This is a genomic window from Paraburkholderia aromaticivorans (genome assembly GCF_002278075.1).
Classification (GTDB): domain Bacteria; phylum Pseudomonadota; class Gammaproteobacteria; order Burkholderiales; family Burkholderiaceae; genus Paraburkholderia; species Paraburkholderia aromaticivorans.
Genome location: NZ_CP022990.1, coordinates 1,191,708 through 1,209,028 on the forward strand (window position 1 = coordinate 1,191,708; position 17,321 = coordinate 1,209,028).

14 protein-coding genes and 1 pseudogene are annotated in these 17,321 nt (G+C 63.4%); 8 read left to right on the forward strand and 7 right to left on the reverse strand.

Annotated elements, in window-relative coordinates; all coding sequences use genetic code 11:
* Window positions 1-35: 35 nt before the first annotated feature.
* From CJU94_RS25065 to CJU94_RS25080, 4 genes are all read right to left on the reverse strand, one after another.
* On the reverse strand, window positions 36-668 hold the full coding sequence (locus tag CJU94_RS25065) for a response regulator (protein ID WP_095421345.1): 633 nt from the start codon (window positions 666-668) through the stop codon (window positions 36-38).
* Window positions 646-2,295 carry a response regulator gene (locus CJU94_RS25070; RefSeq protein WP_095421346.1) on the reverse strand — a complete coding sequence of 550 codons (1,650 nt, stop codon included), beginning with the start codon at window positions 2,293-2,295 and terminating at the stop codon, window positions 646-648. Before CJU94_RS25070 ends, CJU94_RS25065 begins: the two co-directional genes overlap by 23 nt.
* Window positions 2,292-4,451 (reverse strand): ATP-binding protein, encoded by a 2,160-nt coding sequence (locus tag CJU94_RS25075; RefSeq protein WP_095421347.1) that lies wholly within the window; start codon window positions 4,449-4,451, stop codon window positions 2,292-2,294. Before CJU94_RS25075 ends, CJU94_RS25070 begins: the two co-directional genes overlap by 4 nt.
* 211 nt (window positions 4,452-4,662) lie before the next feature.
* Window positions 4,663-5,091 carry a hypothetical protein gene (locus tag CJU94_RS25080; RefSeq protein ID WP_244221070.1) on the reverse strand — a complete coding sequence of 143 codons (429 nt, stop codon included), beginning with the start codon at window positions 5,089-5,091 and terminating at the stop codon, window positions 4,663-4,665.
* Between the two features lie 181 nt (window positions 5,092-5,272).
* On the opposite strand from CJU94_RS25080, the gene CJU94_RS25085 reads away from it, so the two are divergent.
* The 5 genes from CJU94_RS25085 to CJU94_RS25105 all read left to right on the forward strand — a co-directional run bounded on the left by CJU94_RS25085 (window position 5,273) and on the right by CJU94_RS25105 (window position 11,794).
* Window positions 5,273-6,154 (forward strand): ABC transporter substrate-binding protein, encoded by an 882-nt coding sequence (locus CJU94_RS25085; RefSeq protein ID WP_095421349.1) that lies wholly within the window; start codon window positions 5,273-5,275, stop codon window positions 6,152-6,154.
* 337 nt (window positions 6,155-6,491) lie between these two features.
* A complete protein-coding gene (locus CJU94_RS25090; protein WP_095421350.1) occupies window positions 6,492-8,762 on the forward strand; it encodes a sigma-54-dependent transcriptional regulator in 2,271 nt (756 codons plus the stop codon).
* Window positions 8,763-8,798: 36 nt separating this feature from the next.
* On the forward strand, window positions 8,799-10,016 hold the full coding sequence (locus tag CJU94_RS25095) for a DUF917 domain-containing protein (RefSeq protein ID WP_095421351.1): 1,218 nt from the start codon (window positions 8,799-8,801) through the stop codon (window positions 10,014-10,016).
* A complete protein-coding gene (locus CJU94_RS25100) occupies window positions 10,013-10,738 on the forward strand; it encodes an aspartate/glutamate racemase family protein (protein ID WP_095421352.1) in 726 nt (241 codons plus the stop codon). Before CJU94_RS25095 ends, CJU94_RS25100 begins: the two co-directional genes overlap by 4 nt.
* Window positions 10,739-11,605: 867 nt before the next feature.
* Window positions 11,606-11,794: a hypothetical protein gene (locus CJU94_RS25105; protein WP_095421353.1), complete on the forward strand. Its 189-nt coding sequence runs from the start codon at window positions 11,606-11,608 to the stop codon at window positions 11,792-11,794.
* 33 nt (window positions 11,795-11,827) lie between these two features.
* Here the strand turns inward: CJU94_RS25105 and CJU94_RS25110 are convergent, their stop codons facing one another.
* A complete protein-coding gene (locus CJU94_RS25110) occupies window positions 11,828-12,103 on the reverse strand; it encodes a substrate-binding domain-containing protein (RefSeq protein WP_425272231.1) in 276 nt (91 codons plus the stop codon).
* Between CJU94_RS25110 and CJU94_RS25115 the strand changes: the two are divergent.
* Window positions 11,994-13,186, forward strand: a pseudogene (locus CJU94_RS25115) (LysR family transcriptional regulator); the annotation flags it as partial. The gene CJU94_RS25110 and the pseudogene CJU94_RS25115 overlap by 110 nt on opposite strands.
* A gap of 377 nt (window positions 13,187-13,563) precedes the next feature.
* Here the strand turns inward: CJU94_RS25115 and CJU94_RS25120 are convergent.
* Complete coding sequence (locus CJU94_RS25120; protein ID WP_095421355.1) at window positions 13,564-13,893, reverse strand: DUF4148 domain-containing protein; 330 nt, start codon at window positions 13,891-13,893, stop codon at window positions 13,564-13,566.
* Between the two features lie 110 nt (window positions 13,894-14,003).
* Window positions 14,004-15,029 (reverse strand): GlxA family transcriptional regulator, encoded by a 1,026-nt coding sequence (locus tag CJU94_RS25125; protein WP_095421356.1) that lies wholly within the window; start codon window positions 15,027-15,029, stop codon window positions 14,004-14,006.
* Window positions 15,030-15,376: 347 nt separating this feature from the next.
* Here CJU94_RS25125 and CJU94_RS25130 point away from each other — a divergent pair, with 347 nt between their 5' ends.
* Entirely contained in the window at window positions 15,377-16,342 is a 966-nt protein-coding gene (locus CJU94_RS25130; RefSeq protein WP_095421357.1) for a choline ABC transporter substrate-binding protein, read from the forward strand.
* 41 nt (window positions 16,343-16,383) lie between these two features.
* On the forward strand, window positions 16,384-17,313 hold the full coding sequence (gene cdhC, locus CJU94_RS25135; protein ID WP_095421358.1) for a 3-dehydrocarnitine:acetyl-CoA trimethylamine transferase CdhC: 930 nt from the start codon (window positions 16,384-16,386) through the stop codon (window positions 17,311-17,313).
* The last annotated feature ends 8 nt before the right edge of the window (window positions 17,314-17,321 follow it).

Sequence of the window (17,321 nt, forward strand, 5' to 3'; positions counted from 1 at the left end):
CGCCTCAGGATTTCCCTACCGGCACCGGAACTCCGTCACTCCGTCACCAGACCGTGCCTGATCGCATAGCGGATCAGCTCGGCGTTGTTGTTGAGACCGAGCTTCTGCATGAGGCGCATCTTGTGGGTGCTGATCGTCTTGGCGCTGAGCGAACACGACTCGGCGATCTCGTTGATGCTTTGACCGGCTGCCAGCATCCGCAACACCTGGAATTCACGGTCGGACAACACTTCATGCGGCGGCGCGTCGCCGGAATGGGTTTCGAAGACCATGGCATCGACCAGTTTCGGGTCGATGAACCGCCCGCCTCCCGCCAGCTTGCGGATCGCCGCAAGCAGCACGTCCAGATCGCTGTCTTTCGTCACATAGCCCGTCGCGCCCGCGCGCAGCGCGCGTGATACGACCTGAGCCTCGTTGTGGATGCTCAGCACGAGAATAGGCAAGGACGGCTGTTCGGCGCGCACGCGCCGGATCAGATCGACTCCGCTGATGCCGGGCATGGTCATGTCCAGCAGCACGAGATCGAAGCGCCGCGCGCGCAGCCGATCGAGCACTTCCGACCCTTGCGCGGCCTCGGCGGCGACCACGATATCCGTGGTCGTCGCGAGAATCTGTTTCAGGCCGCCACGCACCACGGCGTGATCATCAGCAATGAGGACGTCGATCATTTTCTGCCCCGCCTGTGAGCGGAATGTGAATGGAAATAGCGGTGCCCATGCCTTGTGCACTGTCGATAGTCATCGCGCCGCCGATCAGGCGGGCGCGCTCCTGCATGCCGAGCAGTCCGTAGGAATAACCCGTACGCGCCACGGCTGGATCGAAACCGCAGCCGTCGTCGCTCACGTGGAGATCGAGCGCGCTCGCCGTTCTAGTCAGAGTCACGTCGGCGCGCGTCGCTTGCGCGTGGCGCCCGACGTTGGTGAGCGAGGCCTGCACGATACGGAACACGGCTGTGGCGCTAGCCTCCGGCAGCACCGGCTCGCCCCCGTTGATATGCAACTGGCAAGGAATGCCATGGCGCCGCATGAAGTCTTCGACCAGCCATTCCAGTGCCGACACGACCCCATAGTTCAGCGCTACCGGCCGCAAATGGTTCGCGACGTTGCGGACCATCCAGATCGTCCTTTCAACGAGTTCGCGCATGTCGTCGGCTTTGCGCATTGCGTCCGGATCCGTGCCGAGACGCATTTTCAGCAGGGAGACGTCCATTTTCAGCGCGGTCAGCAATTGGCCGAGTTCATCGTGAATCTCCATGGCGATGCGCTTGCGCTCTTCCTCGCGAATCGCCTCCATATACGCGGACAACTCGCGCAACTGATTGCGCGATTCGAACAACTCCTGCTCGATACGCTTGCGCGACGTGATGTCGCTCAGACCGACGTAGATCGCCGGGGCGTCGGCGAAGGTCGCCACGCGTGCGGTCGCCATGGCCCAGAACCGCGAGCCGTCGGCTCGCCGCATATGGACTTCGCTGTTGTTGAAACTGCCCTCGGTGCACAGATGCGACACGAGCCGGTCACGGTCGGCGGCATCCACATAGAAATCGACGATATTGGACAACGTGCCCACGCCCGCATCGAGACCGACCAGTTTTCGCAACGGTTCGTTCGCATACAGGATGACGCCATCGGGCATCGACGTGATGCACAGCGCAATCGGGCTGGTTTCGACGATCGAGCGAAAGCGCCCTTCGCTCGCCAGCAGCTTCGCTTCCGCCCGGCGCCGCTCGTCGACCTGGGCGGACAGCCTCGCATTGGACTCCTCGAGTTGCCGCGTGCGTTGCTCGACCTTTGCCTCGAGTGCGTCGCGCGCGCGCGACAATTCGGCCTCGGCCTGGAGGCGCACCGCCACCTCGTTCAGAAGCTGGCGGTTCTGCGCGACCAGTTGCCGGTGCATCACCCGCAAGGCGAGATGAGTCTCGATGCGCGCCATCATTTCGTTGACACGGACGGGCTTGGCCACGTAGTCGACGCCCCCGGCCGAGAAACCCTCGACCATGTCTTCCGCGCCCGTCAAAGACGTCATGAAGATGACCGCGATATCGCGGGTACGCGGGTCCGCCTTGAGTCGGCGGCAAGTCTCGAAGCCGTCGATACCCGGCATCTTCACATCGAGCAGGATCAGGTCGGGCGCGGAAAACAGCGCGCGCTCCAGCGCCTCTTCGCCGTCGAGCGCGATGAGCACCCGATAGCCCCGGTCCGTCAGGGTTTCGACGACCACGCCGAAATTCGCCGGCGTGTCGTCGGCGATGAGGATGGTCGGGCGTTCGCGGGAGTCCGGGTTGGGCTCGTTCATGACCTGCTCTCGAGATTCAACTGTCGTTCGACCAGATGAAGTATGGATTTCGATTGATAGTTGCGAGCCAGCGCGCAGAGCTGCCCCGTGAAAGCGCGATAACGCGAATCGTGCGCCGCCAGATTCTCGGCCCAGGCGATGATTTCATGCATGTCGCCAAGGCGGGCAAGATGATGCAATTCTTCCATCTGTCGCCGAGGCACGACGGCTAGGCCGACCTCGGGCGCCACGTCACGCTCGGACGGTAACGCACGGGTCCATTTCAGCCCGAGCAGCGTGCCGATCTGTACCAGCAGCGCTTCCAGGTCGACCGGTTTGGGCAGGAATGCGTTCACCCCCGCTTCGATGCTCATTGCCTGGTTGATTCGGGAAGGGCTGGCGGACATGGCGACGATCGGAACCTGAGCGAACGCCTGCGATTGGCGCAAACGACGCGTCAGTTCAAGGCCGTTCATCTCGGGCATCACGATGTCCGTGAGAATGAGTGCCGGCCGCTCGCGTTGCGCCGTCTCGACCCCGTCGCGACCGTTCTGCGCCTCGACGGTATCAAAGCCGAGACGGCCGAGCAGATCTACAACGATCGCGCGATTGACCTCGATATCGTCGACGACCAGCACCTTCCTGCGCGGGCCCTCGTAACCCGTCGCCGTGGCCGGGAGCGGCGCGGCGTTCGCCGTGTTGCGCAACACCGGCGCCACGCTCGCGGACGGCAGCTCGAAGCGGAAAGTGCTGCCTTGCCCGAGGCGGCTTTCCACCTCGATCTCGCCGCCCATCGCACGCACGAACTCGCGGCTGATGGCGAGGCCGAGACCAGTCCCGCCGACTCGCCGCTCGGCCGCGCCCAGTTGTTCGAATGGTTCGAAGATCGTATTCAACTGGTCGTGACCAATGCCCACTCCCGTGTCGCGCACTTCGAAACGGACGCGGTTTGCCTCGGCCCCGGAGATATGCAGGCTCACGCAACCGGAGTCGGTGAATTTGACGGCGTTGGCAAGCAGATTGAGCATGACCTGCCGTAAGCGTCGCTCATCGGCGCGCACGCCGTCGGGCGCATCGGCCGCGAATTCGCAGATGAAGTCGAGCTGCTTCTGCTCGGCTTTCACGTCGATGATGTCCCGAATCACATCGACAAACCCCGCCAGCGGCACGTCGCCTATCTCGACTCGCAGCTTACCCGCTTCGATCCTCGCGAAGTCGAGCGTGTCTTCGATCAAGGTCAGCAGATGCTCGCCACTATGGCGGATGGACGCCACGCGTTCTCGCTGCCGCTCGCTCAGCGTGGCATCGCACTCGAGAATCTGCGCATAGCCGAGAATCCCGTTCAACGGCGTGCGCAGCTCGTGACTCATGTTCGCCAGGAACTCGCCTTTGGCCCGGTTGGCCGCTTCCGCCAGATTGCGTGCTTCGCGCTCGGCCGCCGTGTCCTGCTCGTCGCGATACGCGCAGTAGAGCCGCGCGCCCATCGCATTGAATGCGGCGGCCACGCGGTCGAGTTCGTCCGGCTCACGCCGTTTGCGGCGCTGGAGACTGAACGGCTGGGGCGGTTCGCGGAAATCGTAGCTTTCCACCGTGCGCGCGATGGCCGCGACGTGCCGCATCACCAGACGGGACAGGATGTAGACGATGAACAGTGAGACGAGAAAGGTGTTGGCGGCCTGGGTGATCAGAATCGTCGCGGCGGTGCGCTTCAGTTCACCGTAGAGGTCGAGCAGCGTCGCCTCGACATAGAGCTTGCCGATCTCGCGCTCCTTGTCCTGCACCCTGTACAGCAGCGGAAACTCGCGGGCAATCACGGGCCCGGCTGAGCGCTGACCCGCGCTCAGGTAGGCGGATTGGCTGCCTCGTCCCGTCTCGCGGATTTCCACGGCGCGGATGTCGGCGAGACGCAGAATGCCGTTCAACTCCAGTTGCAGCTGGGCATCGTCGAGGCGCCAGAGGGCTTCCGCGAGACTGTCGCGATTGCTGCGGTCAATATCGACCAGCCTGTTTTCAATCTGCTCCACGCCCTGATGGTAGTCGCGGTAAAGCTGCAGCCCGGTCAACAACACCGTGACCGCGCCGCTGACGAGCAGCACTGTCACGAGTAGCCGCGACACGAGGCTACTCCTGAAGCGGCTGATCAAACTCCACCAAGCATCGAACAGGTTGTGCTTCATACTTCCCCGCGAGTGCTACGGTTCTAGTTTCGTCTATTCTGCACTCGTTGCCGCTACGCGGGCCATGAGTCGCTGGCCGCCGCGTCCGCGGGGTGGCGATTGAACGGGCGATTGAACGTTTCCGGCCCCGGCCAACCAGTCACGCTCATTTCCTGGTCCTCCCCGGCGCGCATGCCGGATGAACCGCGCCCTGATTGATCAGACGTGAGGCCTACATGACGTACATGACCGTCTCGACAGGCGGCGCGTCGCCGACCGCCCGCGGCAAGCAGATCCTCGGATACAGCATGATCTCATCGATGCATGACGTCAGCTCGGCGAGAATCGGCCGGATGCGCCCACCGAGGGCATCGGGGTTCGAGATCCTCAGCTCGCGCAACCCGTCCGACAGGCGCTTCACGGACGCGTATCCCCAATCCGGCAATGGCCAGCAGTGCAGCAAATAGCTGAGCGGTATGACGCTTCTGCTTTCGCACCAGATGTCGAACAGCCGTTCGCACTTGGTGTTGAGGAATTCGACCGCGACTTCGCGGCTTTCTGAATGACCGTTCATAACGGGGCCGTTGATATAGACGTTTGCGATAAACCATCCTAGAGAGGGCGGCGGCGGCACACAGTCAGGAAGCCCGGAATATTGCACTTCGGATCTGCTGAAGATGCCGTCAGGAAATCCTGAATGCGCGCCGTGCCCCAACAGCGGGATTACACGAATAGGTCAGCAACGACAGGACGTGGCACGATGAATGACAGAGCAGGCGAGAATCTGTGCGGACAAGCGGCCATCTGAGCGCAACACTCCTGTTTCGAGAAACCGACCATCCATGCATCGCAGGCGCTTTGTACTGGCAGCGCTGAGTGCAGCGGGCATCGCGCTTCGTGCGCGTGCCGTGCCTGCCGCCCCTCCCGTCCACTTCGAGATCGTCTATCCCCGCATTCGGCCTGCCCGCGACGTGCACGCCGCGTTTGCGCTCGCCGTGCTCGATCTGGCCATGACCATGGCAAACGCTTCGTACACGCTGCGGACTGCCGACATCGAGATGGAGCGCGGTCGCGCGCTGGCCGAACTGGCTGCCGGCAACAACATGATCAATCTGCACTGGACCAGTATGGAGGCACATGCCGAGCGCGGCAGGAATGTCGTGCGGATTCCAATACATCGTGGATTGATTGGCCACCGGGTTTTCATCATCCGGAAGGATCGGCAGGCTGATTTCGACCTGGTCGAGCGCTTCTCCGATCTGAAAGCATTCATGTGCGGGCAGGGCTTGGGGTGGATCGACACGGAGATCCTGAAGGCAGCCGGCCTGAAGGTCCAGACCTCGACCTATGACACGATGTTCGAGATGACCCAGGGCGGACGGGTCGACTATTTCCCGCGCGGCGTGGTCGAGGCATTTACCGAGCTCGATGGACGCCGGCAGCAGGAGCCGGATCTCGTGGTCGAAAACCGGCTCCTGCTGAAGTACCGGTCGGATTTCATTTTCTATGTCGCCAAAGGCCACGAAGCATTGGCGCAGGCGATCGAAAGCGGGCTCGTCGCTGCGTATCGCAATGGCGCCTATATGAGGCTGTTCAATTCCCATCATTACATTCAGGATGCACTGACCCGCGCACAGCTCGCGAGCCGACTGACCTTCACGCTCGACAACTCATTCCTCTCCGAAGCCGACCACAGAATTCCGGACAGGTACTGGATGAGCTAAGGTCGTGACGCCCTTCCCTCCATCAGCGCTCTCATCGCAATTCCATTAAAGTAGCCTCGCTGAAACGCCGTTATCGGAGTCACGTATCGTCATCTTGCCGGGCGTGCTTTCGCCGTCGCGGCAAATACGCATGTGATCCGCAAACGCACTGGCGCGCCGGTTTATTTCGGCGGGGCAAGATCGGCAACAAGCCGTCATACTCTGTCTTTTTTTGCGGCAGACGGTCCCGAAAAAGCAATCGGAAGACTCCCGATCGAGGTTTGACCGTCCGTCCCGTCTTCTGGACGGTAATTTCCGCGTAGCGCCACGCGCGGATTATGTGGAGCATATTTTTGTAATGAGTCCCCCCCCTGTCGTTCCGTTCGTCCACGACAAAGCTGATTCCGGCGCCTTCGTGGGCGCCGCGCCAGCGTTTCGCCAACTGGTCAGGATGATCGATCGGGTCGCGCCGACCGATCACCCGCTGCTTGTTTTCGGGCCGACCGGCTCGGGCAAGGAGTTGGTCGCTCGTCGCGTGCATGCGCATAGCCAGCGCCAGGATCAGCCGTTCGTCGACGTCAACTGCGGCGCGATTCCAGAAAACCTCGTCGAAGCCGAACTGTTCGGCCACGTCAAAGGCGCATTCACCGGCGCGGGCGAAACCCGCCAGGGACTATTCCAGCAGGTCGGCAAGGGGACGCTGCTGCTCGACGAAATCGGCGAACTGCCGCTCACGCTGCAGCCCAAACTGCTGCGCGTACTCGAAACGCGAACCTTCCGTCCGGTGGGATCGTCGACCAACCTGCATTTCGCCGGGCGCATCGTCGCCGCGACTCACCGCGACCTGCGCGAGCTCGCGCGCGAAGGCCAGTTCCGCGAAGACCTGTTTTACCGGCTGGCGGTTTTCGTGCTCGCCGTTCCCGGCCTCGAGCAGCGCGTCGAAGACATCCCGGCTCTTGTCACTCACTTCGCCGCGCAGCACTCGCGGCGCCTTGAATTTTCGCCGGCGGCGGTCCGGCGGCTTTGCCAGCACGCGTGGCCGGGTCATATCCGGCAATTGCGCAACCTGATCAGCCAGTTGAGCGTACTCGCCGAGAACACGCTCATCGACGTCGATTCGCTCGAGCCGTTTCTTGCCAATGAAGCGGCCGGGCCGGTGTCGCGCGCGAGCCTCGCCGACATGCTGCTGCAACTCGAAGGCCGCGACAAGCTCGCCGCCGCCGAAGACCTGCTGATCGACCGCGCGCTCGAACGCACCGGCGGCAACAAGAGCGCGGCCGCCGCCGTGCTGGGCGTGGGCCGCAAGACCATCGAGCGGCGCCTGAAGTCACGCGAGGAACATCACCAGGAAGCGCGCAAGTGTCTCGAGCATGCCAGCGCGCTGATCGAAGAATCGAAGTTCGCCGACGCCATTCCACTGTTGCGCCGCTGCCTCGACGTGCTGCAAACGCCTCACGAACAGGAGGCCGTGCGCCGTCTTCAGTTCGACGCCTACCGGCTGCTCGGCATGAGCTTGCGTAGCGTGCACGGCTGGTTGTACGCGGAAGCCACCGCCTGCTACGCCGCCGCGCTCGCCATCGGCGAAGGCGTCTGCGCGCCTGCCGAACTCGCCGCGATCCAGTTCGGCATCTGGACCACGCAACTGACGACGCTCGAGCTCAAGCAGGCGCGCGCCACCGCGCAGAACATGCTGGAGCGCGCCCAGAACGGCGGCGACCGGGTTTCACTCGACGAAGCCCACGTCGCGATGACCAATACGCTCTTCTGGCTCGGCGACAGCGAGGAAGCGCTGGCCTGTCTCGCGCGGGGCAATCTGCTCGGGGTCGCGCGCGAAGACGCCCGGACCGGCTCGCAGGGAATCGACCTCGCCAGTCTCGCACTGACGTTGGAGGGCCTCGCCGCGTATCAGATCGGCGCCTTCGGGCAAGCGCGGCGCGCAATGGACATGCTGATCCTGCGCGCCTCAGAACCCGGCGCGCACGCATTGGCTCATGCCGTCGACCTGCAGGGCGCGGCCTGGCTTGCCTGCCTGTTCGACGACCAGCACCGGCTGGGGCATCTCGCGAGCGAACTCGAATCGGTGTCGATCGCCAACGGTTTCGCGTTCTATCGGGGCGTCGGCCAGGTGCTCCGCGGCTGCCACCTCAGTTCGCTCGGCCAGTCCGACGAAGCCGAAACCGTCATGCTCGACGGCTACGATAACCACATGCTCTGCAACGGCGGCGCGCTGTTCTATTCCTTCAAGACGTGGCAACACGGCGAGCTGCTGCTGCGCGCCGGCCGCGCGAAGGCCTGCGAGGCGATTCTCGCCACCGCGATCGACGAAACGCTCGCCCGTCAGGAGCGCGTCTATCTGGGCGAACTGCTCGTCACCCGAGCCCGCGCGCAATGGGCGCTCGGCGATGTCAATGCCGCGGAGCTGGGGCTGCGCACCGCCCTGTCCACGGCCCTCGCCTTCGGTTCGGTGCCTGCCCGGGTGGACGCCGCGCGCTATCTCGCCGATCTGCTGCGCGCCACCGGCCGCGGCGCCGAAGCCATCGACACACTCGAGCGCGGGTTGCGCTCGTTGACGGCGGATCCGACCGCTCGCGTCGTCAGCGCCATGGATTTGCTTGCCGAACTCCGGTAGGCGTTTTTCTGACCTCGACAATAAAAAGGATCTCGAATGGCCTATGAATTAAAACGGGAAGATCTGGAACCGCTGCTGCTGGGCGCGGCGTTCTTTGGCAGCGGCGGCGGTGGCACGATTGAATCCGCGCGGCACCTGGCCGAGCATTTCGTCACGGGCGACTATTACCCGACCGACACCGTCAAGGTGGTGTCGGTGGACGAGGCCACCGAAGGCGCGGCAGTCATGGTCGCCTATCTCGGGGCGCCCGAAGCCATCAATTCAGCCACCTATCCGATCGGACCGGTGACGGCCGTGGAGAATGTGCAGAAGCGGCTTGCCTCGCAATCCGTGAAGCTCGCCTATGTGATGCCGCCGGAAAGCGGCGCTCTCGGCTTCACGGTCGCGGCGCTCGTGGCGGCTAAGCTCGGGCTTGCCGTGATCGACGCCGACGGCGCCGGCCGCGCCGTGCCGTCGTTGCCGATGCTGACCTTCGCGGCCGCCGAGATCGATCCGCGCCCGGCGTTTCTGGTGAGCCAGGGCGGCCTGTGCGTGGAGCTCGACGTGACGCCGCGCAGCGGCGGCAACGGCGGATCGACCCATCAGCGCGACGTCTCGGCGATCGTCGAACAGATGATGCGCCCGGTCGTCGCCGATCCCGAATTCGGTCAGTTCGGCGGCCTCGCCATGTGGGTCATGACGCCGGCCGACCTCGGCCGCGCCACGCCGATTCGCGGCACCTTGACGCGTGCGCTGGAGCTTGGCCGCGCGGTGCGGGCCGGGCAGATCGGCAGCGCCCAGCAGATGATCGGCTATCTTACCGAGCGTTGCGGACTCGCCGCGCGGGCCATCTCGACGGCCGGCGAACTGGTGTCGGCCGAAGTGGATACGAGCGGCGGCTTCGATGTCGGCAAGATTCGCATTCGGGCCGGGCAGCGCACCTACACGGTGATCTACCAGAACGAGTCGCTGCTCGCGTGGGACAGCGCGTGTTCGCATCCGATCGTGCTGGCGCCGGACAGCGTCGCGTATTTCGTCGGCGGCGAAGGCCAGTCGATCTTCAGCAATGGCGACCTCGTGAAAGACGACGGTTCGCTGAACCCGGCAATCGGCAAGCGGCCCGTGACGCTGATCGCCTGGCGTGCCGAAGCGGAACTGGGCAAACCCGGCCTGATTCTCGACAGCTTCATGCAACTGCTGAACTCGCTCGGCTATCTCGGGCCGTACGTGCCGCTCGAATCGCTCCAGTCCGCACGCAAGGGGGAAGCATCGTGAACGCCCCACTTCGCATCTGCGTGCTCGTGCCCGTCGCCACGTCGCAATATAACGACCGCATCATGAAAGCCATCGCGCCGGTCTTGCCGCCGGACGTGCAGGTCGAGATCCGCAACATCACGCAAGGGCATCCCGATATCGAGAACCGGACCAACTGGCTGCAGAACGGCATGCCGGTGGTCGAACTCGCGCAGTCGATCGCGAATGACGGCTTCGACGGCATCTGGCTGACCGACTTCGATATGTGCGGCGTCGAAGCGGCGCGCGAGGTGATCGACATTCCGATCATCGGTGGTTTTCCGGCTTCGGCTTTTACCGCGCTCGCGCTCAGCCAGCGGTTCTCCATCGTCACGATCCTGCAAAGCACGCTCGCCATGCAGCGCGCTCACCCGCAGACTTATGGCATCCAGGACACGTTCGCCTCGATCCGGGCGATCGACTGCCCGGTCGCGCAACTCGAAAACATCGACGTCGTGGTGGTACGCACCTTCGAAGCGGCCATGGCCGCGATCAAGGAAGACGGCGCGCAGGCCATTCTGCTCGGCTGCACGGGTTTCGTGGACGTGGCGAGCCGCGTGTCCACGCTGCTCAGCGAGGCCCTGGGTGTCTATGTGCCGGTGATCGATCCAAACCAGGCCGGTTTCAGCTTCCTCGTGTCGCTCGTGCGAATGAAAGTGCGCCCCAGCCGCCTGACCTACAGCAAGGTCAACCTCCAGTCGTAACCGGCGGGCGCGGCAATTCCATGAACGGATCATTGACGCCTTTATGTGATTGCCGCGCCGACCCACGCGCGCCTTGAGCGCGCCCTCCCACTTCCCTTGGCGCCGGTCGTTTTCGTCCATGCGGACGAAATCGCCCTTTCATTCGCCACAAACACCCAATTGGACGAAATCGTCCAATTTCGCCGAAATTGCCGGACGGAATTGTCCAGTCCCGCCCGACCCACATACCCATGGGCCCGCTCCTATGCGGATTCCAGCTTGGCACGATCATTGCTAAAGTAGTTCCGATTCAGCTGTCGCCTGGCGTCCAATCCCGACCGGCGATAGCAGTGCGACGCAACCAGAAACGCGTTCCACCCGCATCGCGCGGAACGCGCAATGAAATGTCCGAGTAGCCGGGGAGCCTGAGAGACCAGAAAGATCGCGCGCTGCAACATGTTCGACACATCGAACCCAGAATTGCTGACGCGACGATCGACTCCAACGACACCAGTCGTTGGACGCGAATTAACAGAGGGTCGTGCCGTTGTTGTAGTGGTGTCTGTCGTGTGTCCACGCATGGCAACCGAACGCTTCCACAGAGAAGCGCGCCCCCACGCGGGACACCGGGATAACGGATTCGTCTGGCCATGCACTGGACGAACCGCTGCGGGGTTCGGCCGTCGTTGCCCCTTCGGGGATAAGCAGCGGCGGCTCGTACTTTCGGTCAACTGCGGCAAGCGCAGAAGATCAATCCATGATTCGCCGTGCGCTCAGACGGTTCTGACCGCGGCACCCGCATTGCAGTTTTACCAGCCCTACGCGGCGTCAGATTGTTAGCGACGTCGCGAGCGGAATACATTGGCCATTCCACGGGGAATTCATTGCATGCATCACCACCTGTTCGAAAGAGAACTCGTTCATCTGGAACGCGTCGTCGCTTGCTCGCCGAAAGAGCCCTTCCCACCGACCTACTGGCGCGATCGCGTCGAGCATCTGAAAAACTGTCCACACGAGCCGTTGTATAGCTACCGGATTGCGCGCCTGTCGCAACTCGTCGCTCAACTGAGCGGTTGAGCGCAACCTACTAGAAGCTCGCGTCCCGATAGTTCACGCCGGCTCCATGCCGTGCGCAAGCTTCGCGGCCGCCGCACGGGGTGAGGCCAGAAACGAAACGAATGCTTGCGCGGACGCGGCGCAGACCGCGGCGGAACAAACAGTAACGAGCTGAATATCAGGCGGAAGGGTTCCCACGACATCGACGCCGGGCAAGTGCATCAGTTCGCTCAATTGCTGGAAACCGAGTTCCGCCTCACCCCTCACCGCAAGTGAGCCGACCGGCACGCCCGGCGGAGCCTGCGCAACGCGCGGCGCCCAGTCGGCCATCACATGTTCTGCCCAGGAACTCGAGTCGGCGCTCGGCGAGCCGCCTTTTGTCCGCGGTGCCTCGGGCATGCTTCCGACACCGGTTGGCCGGGCCATTCTGAAACGTTGCGAGCGGATCTTTGCCGAGTTGGAAGAACTCGCGCAGTGGTGCTCGGCGAGGCAGGCACGCCGGCCGCCCGCGGCGGAAGGCGCGTTGCCGGCCTATCTGCTCAACACGCGGCGGCTGCAACTGTTTGCCGCGCTCGCCCGCCATCGGCACATGCCTAGCGCAGCCAGGACCTTCGGCATCAGCCAGCCGGCCGTGAGCACGGCGATTCGCGTGCTGGAAAGCGGCTCCGGCCTGACTTTGTTTCGTCGCGGCCTGCGCGGCATCCTTCTCACCACAGAAGATGAAACGTTTCTGCTGCGCGTGCGTCGCGCGCTGAACGAATTGAGGCATGTGCCCGACGACATCGCGTGCAACGCATGACCAGATCCCGGACACCGTGACAGTTGGTGCATTGCCGCCAGGACGCACGCTGATCCTGCCGAAAGCCATCGCACGGATGATGAGGGAGAATCCAGGCGTGCGCACCATCGCGAACGAAAGCGCTTAGGAGCGCTCGTCGCGAACCTGCGCGCCGACGACATGGACTTCATTCTTGGCGCGCTACGGGAGAAAGACGCTGCGAGCGGCCCGAAAAACGAGCGACTGATGTCGTCCGACATGGCACTGCTCGCGATCATCCGCTCGCTCACGCGCGCGATCTGAGCATCATGGACCTGCGCGACGCACAGTGGATCCTGCCGCGCAGCAACGCACCGGCTCTTGCGCTCTTCGAAACGCAATTCAGGCGAATGAAAGTCAAGCCACCCGAACCAAGTGTCGAAACGGCGGACCTGGCGGCGATTCGCGGGCTGCCGTTCGATACGGACATGATCGCCGCGCTGTCGGCGCACCACTTGCAACTGGACATTCAGTCCGGCCAACTGGCGATTCTCGATGTCAAGCTACCCAACACGCGACGCGACATCGGCTTGACCACGTGCTCGACCGGCAGCCCGTCTCCAGCCGCGCGAGCTTTGATCGATGCGATCCGTCTCCGCTACCGTCGCGGGGCGAAAATTCCGAAACCCATGGCAACCCGCGAACGGGACGGCGGGCGTTTTCATGTTGACCAAGCGGTGACGCGCGATGGCGCGATGAAGAACGCTCACTCGCTCTACTACGGATATCGGTTCCCGCCTGCGGACATCACTCAACCGCCAGGCGAATATATAAGCGGAGAAACCGAAAGACTCGCTTTCCCGCTAGAGAACTCTCTCGGGAATCAGCGAGTCATCGATCAGATACTGGCCGGCTCAGCAGCAACCGAAACGTCGCCAGTACGCCAGTCGTCGTGATCGCCATGTGCCGGCAGCCAATCTGGTCGGCTGCCTCACACGCGGATGCCGCGAGCTATGACGTACTCACGCCGCGATCAGTTGTGGCTGTAGTTGACGACAGGAGCCGAGTAGGAGCTGTGGGTCGTTTCGGAACGGCTGCCAGCCTGCGACGAACCGTTCGTGGCCGAACCGTAACCGCTGGTTTGAGCGGCGCCATTCTGTGCAGCGACGCGTGCCTCGGCAGCCTGAATATCGGCCGGGTATTGGGGATCGCTTGCGGTGGCGGGGTTATAGCCGGCCTTTTCCAGCTGGATCAGTTCGGCGCGCACTTGAGCGCGGGTAACCGGCTGATTCGATTGAGCAAAAGCGGCGAGCGGTGCGGAAATGAGTGCGGCGATGACAGCAGCTTCGATCAGGGATTTCATGATAAGGACCTCCAGAGATTGTTTTTGCCACGCTGCAAACCTGTTTGTCTGCAGCGGATGGACACAGTCTAGGAGTCAGGGTATCTAGGGTAAACCCCCAATCAACCAATTCACTGTTGCGCCAAACGGCACAATTGCGTCGCCGCGGCAGGATTTCTTGCCTGCGACGGCGCCAGTTCGGCGGCGTTCCTTCCGCCCGTTCCCTGCCGGTCGCTCCTCGGGCTCGCGCCGAAGCGCGCGCGATAGGTCCGCGAAAAATGCGAGGGCGACTCGAATCCGCACGCCACGCAAATCGACGTAATCGACATATCGGTCTGTTGCAGCAGCTCGCGCGCGCGCGTGAGGCGCAACTGCAGATAGAAATGCGTCGGCGTGTCCTTCAGCGAAGCGCAGAACAACCGCTCGAGCTGCCGCCGCGTCACGCCGATCTCCTGCGCGAGCCGATCCGGCGCGAGCGGCTCTTCCATATGCTGTTCCATTACGCCGATCACCTGGATCAGCTTGCGGTTGTGCACGCCATAGCGCGCGGCGATCTCCATGCGCTGATGATCCGAGCGCTGGCGGATCCGGCTCACCACGAATTGCTCAGAGACCGCCGAGGCCAGAGTGGCGCCATGCTCGCGGCCGATCAGGTCGAGCATCATGTCGATCGACGCGGTGCCGCCCGCACAGGTAATGCGTCGCGGGCCGATTTCGAACAGTTCCTGGCTCGCGGCGAGCGACGCATAGCGTTCGCGGAACGCCGACAGCGCTTCCCAGTGCACGGTCACGCTGTCCGTGCTGCCCAGCAGTCCGGCTTCCGCCAGCACGAAGCTGCCGGTGTCGATTCCTCCGAGCGTCGTTCCCGCGCGGTCGAAACGCTTCAGACAATCACCCAGCGCGCGCGTATAGCAGGCGAGCGGCTCGAAGCCCGCGACGACGAAGAGCGTTCGCGGCGGGTCCATGTCGGCGACGGCGGCATCGGCGTTGATGGAAATGCCGTTGCTGGCGGCCACCGGCTCGCCGTCGACACTCAGAATGCGCCAGCGGTACAGATCGCCCTGAAAGCGGTTGGCCACGCGCAACGGCTCCACCGCCGACATGAAGCCGATAGCCGAAAAGCCCGGCAGCAAGAGGAACGACATATCTTCGGGCATCGTGCAAAGACTCGATCAGGAGACGGAAAACGCGGGCGGACGCGGGCTTGCGGCGAGCGTAGCAAGCAGCACGCGAGCCGGCAAGGCACGCCAAAAATGCCGCATCCACCGCTGTTGCACCGCAAGAAGAGGCAACCGAGGTTTTCCCTCATAGTCGCGTGGAAGCAAGAACGGGTCGCTGGCGGTCGCTTTGGCCGGAATATGGGGCATTAACGTTACGTCATCGTGCAGTTCAGGCATCACCCAGGCCGTATCGCATGTCCGGGGGGCCGCTTCGCCTGGTTTCATCCACCCGGGCGCGGCCCGGTTCGAAACACGCTGTTGAACGTGTCAGAAGAGGGAACATCATGAAGTTACGCATTAAAGGCGCGCTTGCCCATCTTGCCTGTCTCGCGGCCACCGTCGCCGCCGCCGTTACCGCGCAGCCGGCCTTCGCCCAGGATTCGGCTGCCTGCCGCACGGTGCATTTCGCCGATATCGGCTGGACCGATATCACTTCGACGACCGCGCTCGCGTCGACCGTGTTCGAAGGGCTCGGCTATCAGCCGGTGACGACCGTCGCCTCCGTGCCCATCTCGTTTGCGGGCCTGAAGAGCAAGCAGCTGGACGTGTCGCTCGGCTACTGGTGGCCGGTGCAGGAAAAGGCGATCGCACCGTTCGTCGACTCCAGATCGATCCAGGTGCTGCAACCGCCCAACCTGACCGGCGCCAAAGCCACGTTCGCCGTGCCGAGCTACGAATACGACGCGGGCCTGAAGACCTTCGCCGACATCGCCAAACACCGCGACCAGCTCGACGGCAAGATCTACGGCATCGAGCCCGGCAGCAGCGCGAACGCGGCGATCCAGAAGATGATCGCCAACAATCAGTTCGGCCTCGGCGGCTTCAAGCTGATCGAATCGAGTGAAGCGGGCATGCTCGTCTCGGTGGATCGCGCGATCCGCGAGAAGAAGTGGGTGGTCTTTCTGGGCTGGGAACCGCATCCGATGAACATCCAGATCGATATGAAGTACCTCACCGGCAGCGACGGCGTATTCGGTCCCAACGACGGCGAAGCACGGGTGTACACGCTGACGTCCCCCGACTATCTGACGCGCTGCCCGAACGCGGGCAAGCTCGTGAGCAATCTGCGCTTTTCGACGCAGCTCGAAAACGTGGTCATGCAATCGGTCATGAACAAGGAAAAGCCCGCCGACGCCGCCAAGGCGTATCTGAAGAAGAACCCGCAAGTCCTCGGCGCATGGCTTGCCGGCGTGAAGACCTACGACGGCAAGGACGGCTTGCCCGCGGTGAAGGCTTATCTGGGTCTTTGACCCGGCCAGTCGCGCATTTCAATCCACAGGAATTAGCACGCATGAATCATGAAGTCATCGTGACCTGCGCGGTCACCGGCGCAGGCGATACCGTCGGCAAGCATCCCGCCATTCCCGTCACGCCGAAACAGATCGCCGAGGCCGCCATCGAAGCCGCCAAGGCCGGCGCCACCGTCGCGCATTGCCACGTGCGCGATCCGAAAACCGGCCGCGGCAGCCGCGATCCGCAGCTGTATCGCGAGGTGGTCGACCGCATTCGCTCGTCGGGCACGGACGTGATCATCAACCTGACGGCCGGCATGGGCGGCGATCTGGAGATCGGCCCCGGCGAAGACCCCATGCGCTTTGGCGCTGGCACCGATCTGGTCGGCGGCTTGACGCGCCTCGCGCATGTCGAGGAGTTGCTGCCGGAAATCTGCACGCTCGATTGCGGCACGCTCAATTTCGGCGACGGCGACTACATCTATGTATCGACGCCCGCGCAATTGCGGGCCGGCGCGCAGCGCATTCAGGATCTCGGCGTCAAGCCGGAACTGGAGATCTTCGATACCGGCCATTTGTGGTTCGCGAAGCAACTGCTCAAGGAAGGTTTGCTCGACGCGCCGCCGCTCTTTCAGATTTGTCTCGGCATTCCCTGGGGGGCGCCCGCCGACACCACGACCATGAAAGCAATGGCCGACAACCTGCCCCCCGGCGCGCAATGGGCGGGCTTCGGCATCGGCCGCATGCAGATGCCGATGGTCGCGCAGGCGATGCTGCTCGGCGGCCACGTGCGCGTCGGCCTCGAAGACAACATCTGGCTCGACAAAGGTGTGCCCGCAACCAACGGCACGCTGGTGCAACGCGCGGTGGAAATCATCGAACGGCTCGGCGCACGCGCGCTGACGCCCGCCGAAGGACGCGGCAAGCTGGGCCTGCCCGCGCGCGGCGAGCGTCAATTGGAGCGGCGCGCGGCCGGACAGTACGCGTGATCGTGCGA

What these genes read in the sequence shown, in the direction of transcription:
- CJU94_RS25065 (WP_095421345.1), bottom strand. Translation starts at nt 668, where the DNA reads ATGATCGACGTCCTCATTGCTGATGATCACGCCGTGGTGCGTGGCGGC.
- CJU94_RS25070 (WP_095421346.1), bottom strand. Translation starts at nt 2,295, where the DNA reads ATGAACGAGCCCAACCCGGACTCCCGCGAACGCCCGACCATCCTCATC.
- CJU94_RS25075 (WP_095421347.1), bottom strand. Translation starts at nt 4,451, where the DNA reads ATGAAGCACAACCTGTTCGATGCTTGGTGGAGTTTGATCAGCCGCTTC.
- CJU94_RS25085 (WP_095421349.1), top strand. Translation starts at nt 5,273, where the DNA reads ATGCATCGCAGGCGCTTTGTACTGGCAGCGCTGAGTGCAGCGGGCATC.
- CJU94_RS25090 (WP_095421350.1), top strand. Translation starts at nt 6,492, where the DNA reads ATGAGTCCCCCCCCTGTCGTTCCGTTCGTCCACGACAAAGCTGATTCC.
- CJU94_RS25095 (WP_095421351.1), top strand. Translation starts at nt 8,799, where the DNA reads ATGGCCTATGAATTAAAACGGGAAGATCTGGAACCGCTGCTGCTGGGC.
- CJU94_RS25105 (WP_095421353.1), top strand. Translation starts at nt 11,606, where the DNA reads ATGCATCACCACCTGTTCGAAAGAGAACTCGTTCATCTGGAACGCGTC.
- CJU94_RS25110 (WP_425272231.1), bottom strand. Translation starts at nt 12,103, where the DNA reads ATGGCCGACTGGGCGCCGCGCGTTGCGCAGGCTCCGCCGGGCGTGCCG.
- CJU94_RS25120 (WP_095421355.1), bottom strand. Translation starts at nt 13,893, where the DNA reads ATGAAATCCCTGATCGAAGCTGCTGTCATCGCCGCACTCATTTCCGCA.
- CJU94_RS25125 (WP_095421356.1), bottom strand. Translation starts at nt 15,029, where the DNA reads ATGCCCGAAGATATGTCGTTCCTCTTGCTGCCGGGCTTTTCGGCTATC.
- CJU94_RS25130 (WP_095421357.1), top strand. Translation starts at nt 15,377, where the DNA reads ATGAAGTTACGCATTAAAGGCGCGCTTGCCCATCTTGCCTGTCTCGCG.
- cdhC (WP_095421358.1), top strand. Translation starts at nt 16,384, where the DNA reads ATGAATCATGAAGTCATCGTGACCTGCGCGGTCACCGGCGCAGGCGAT.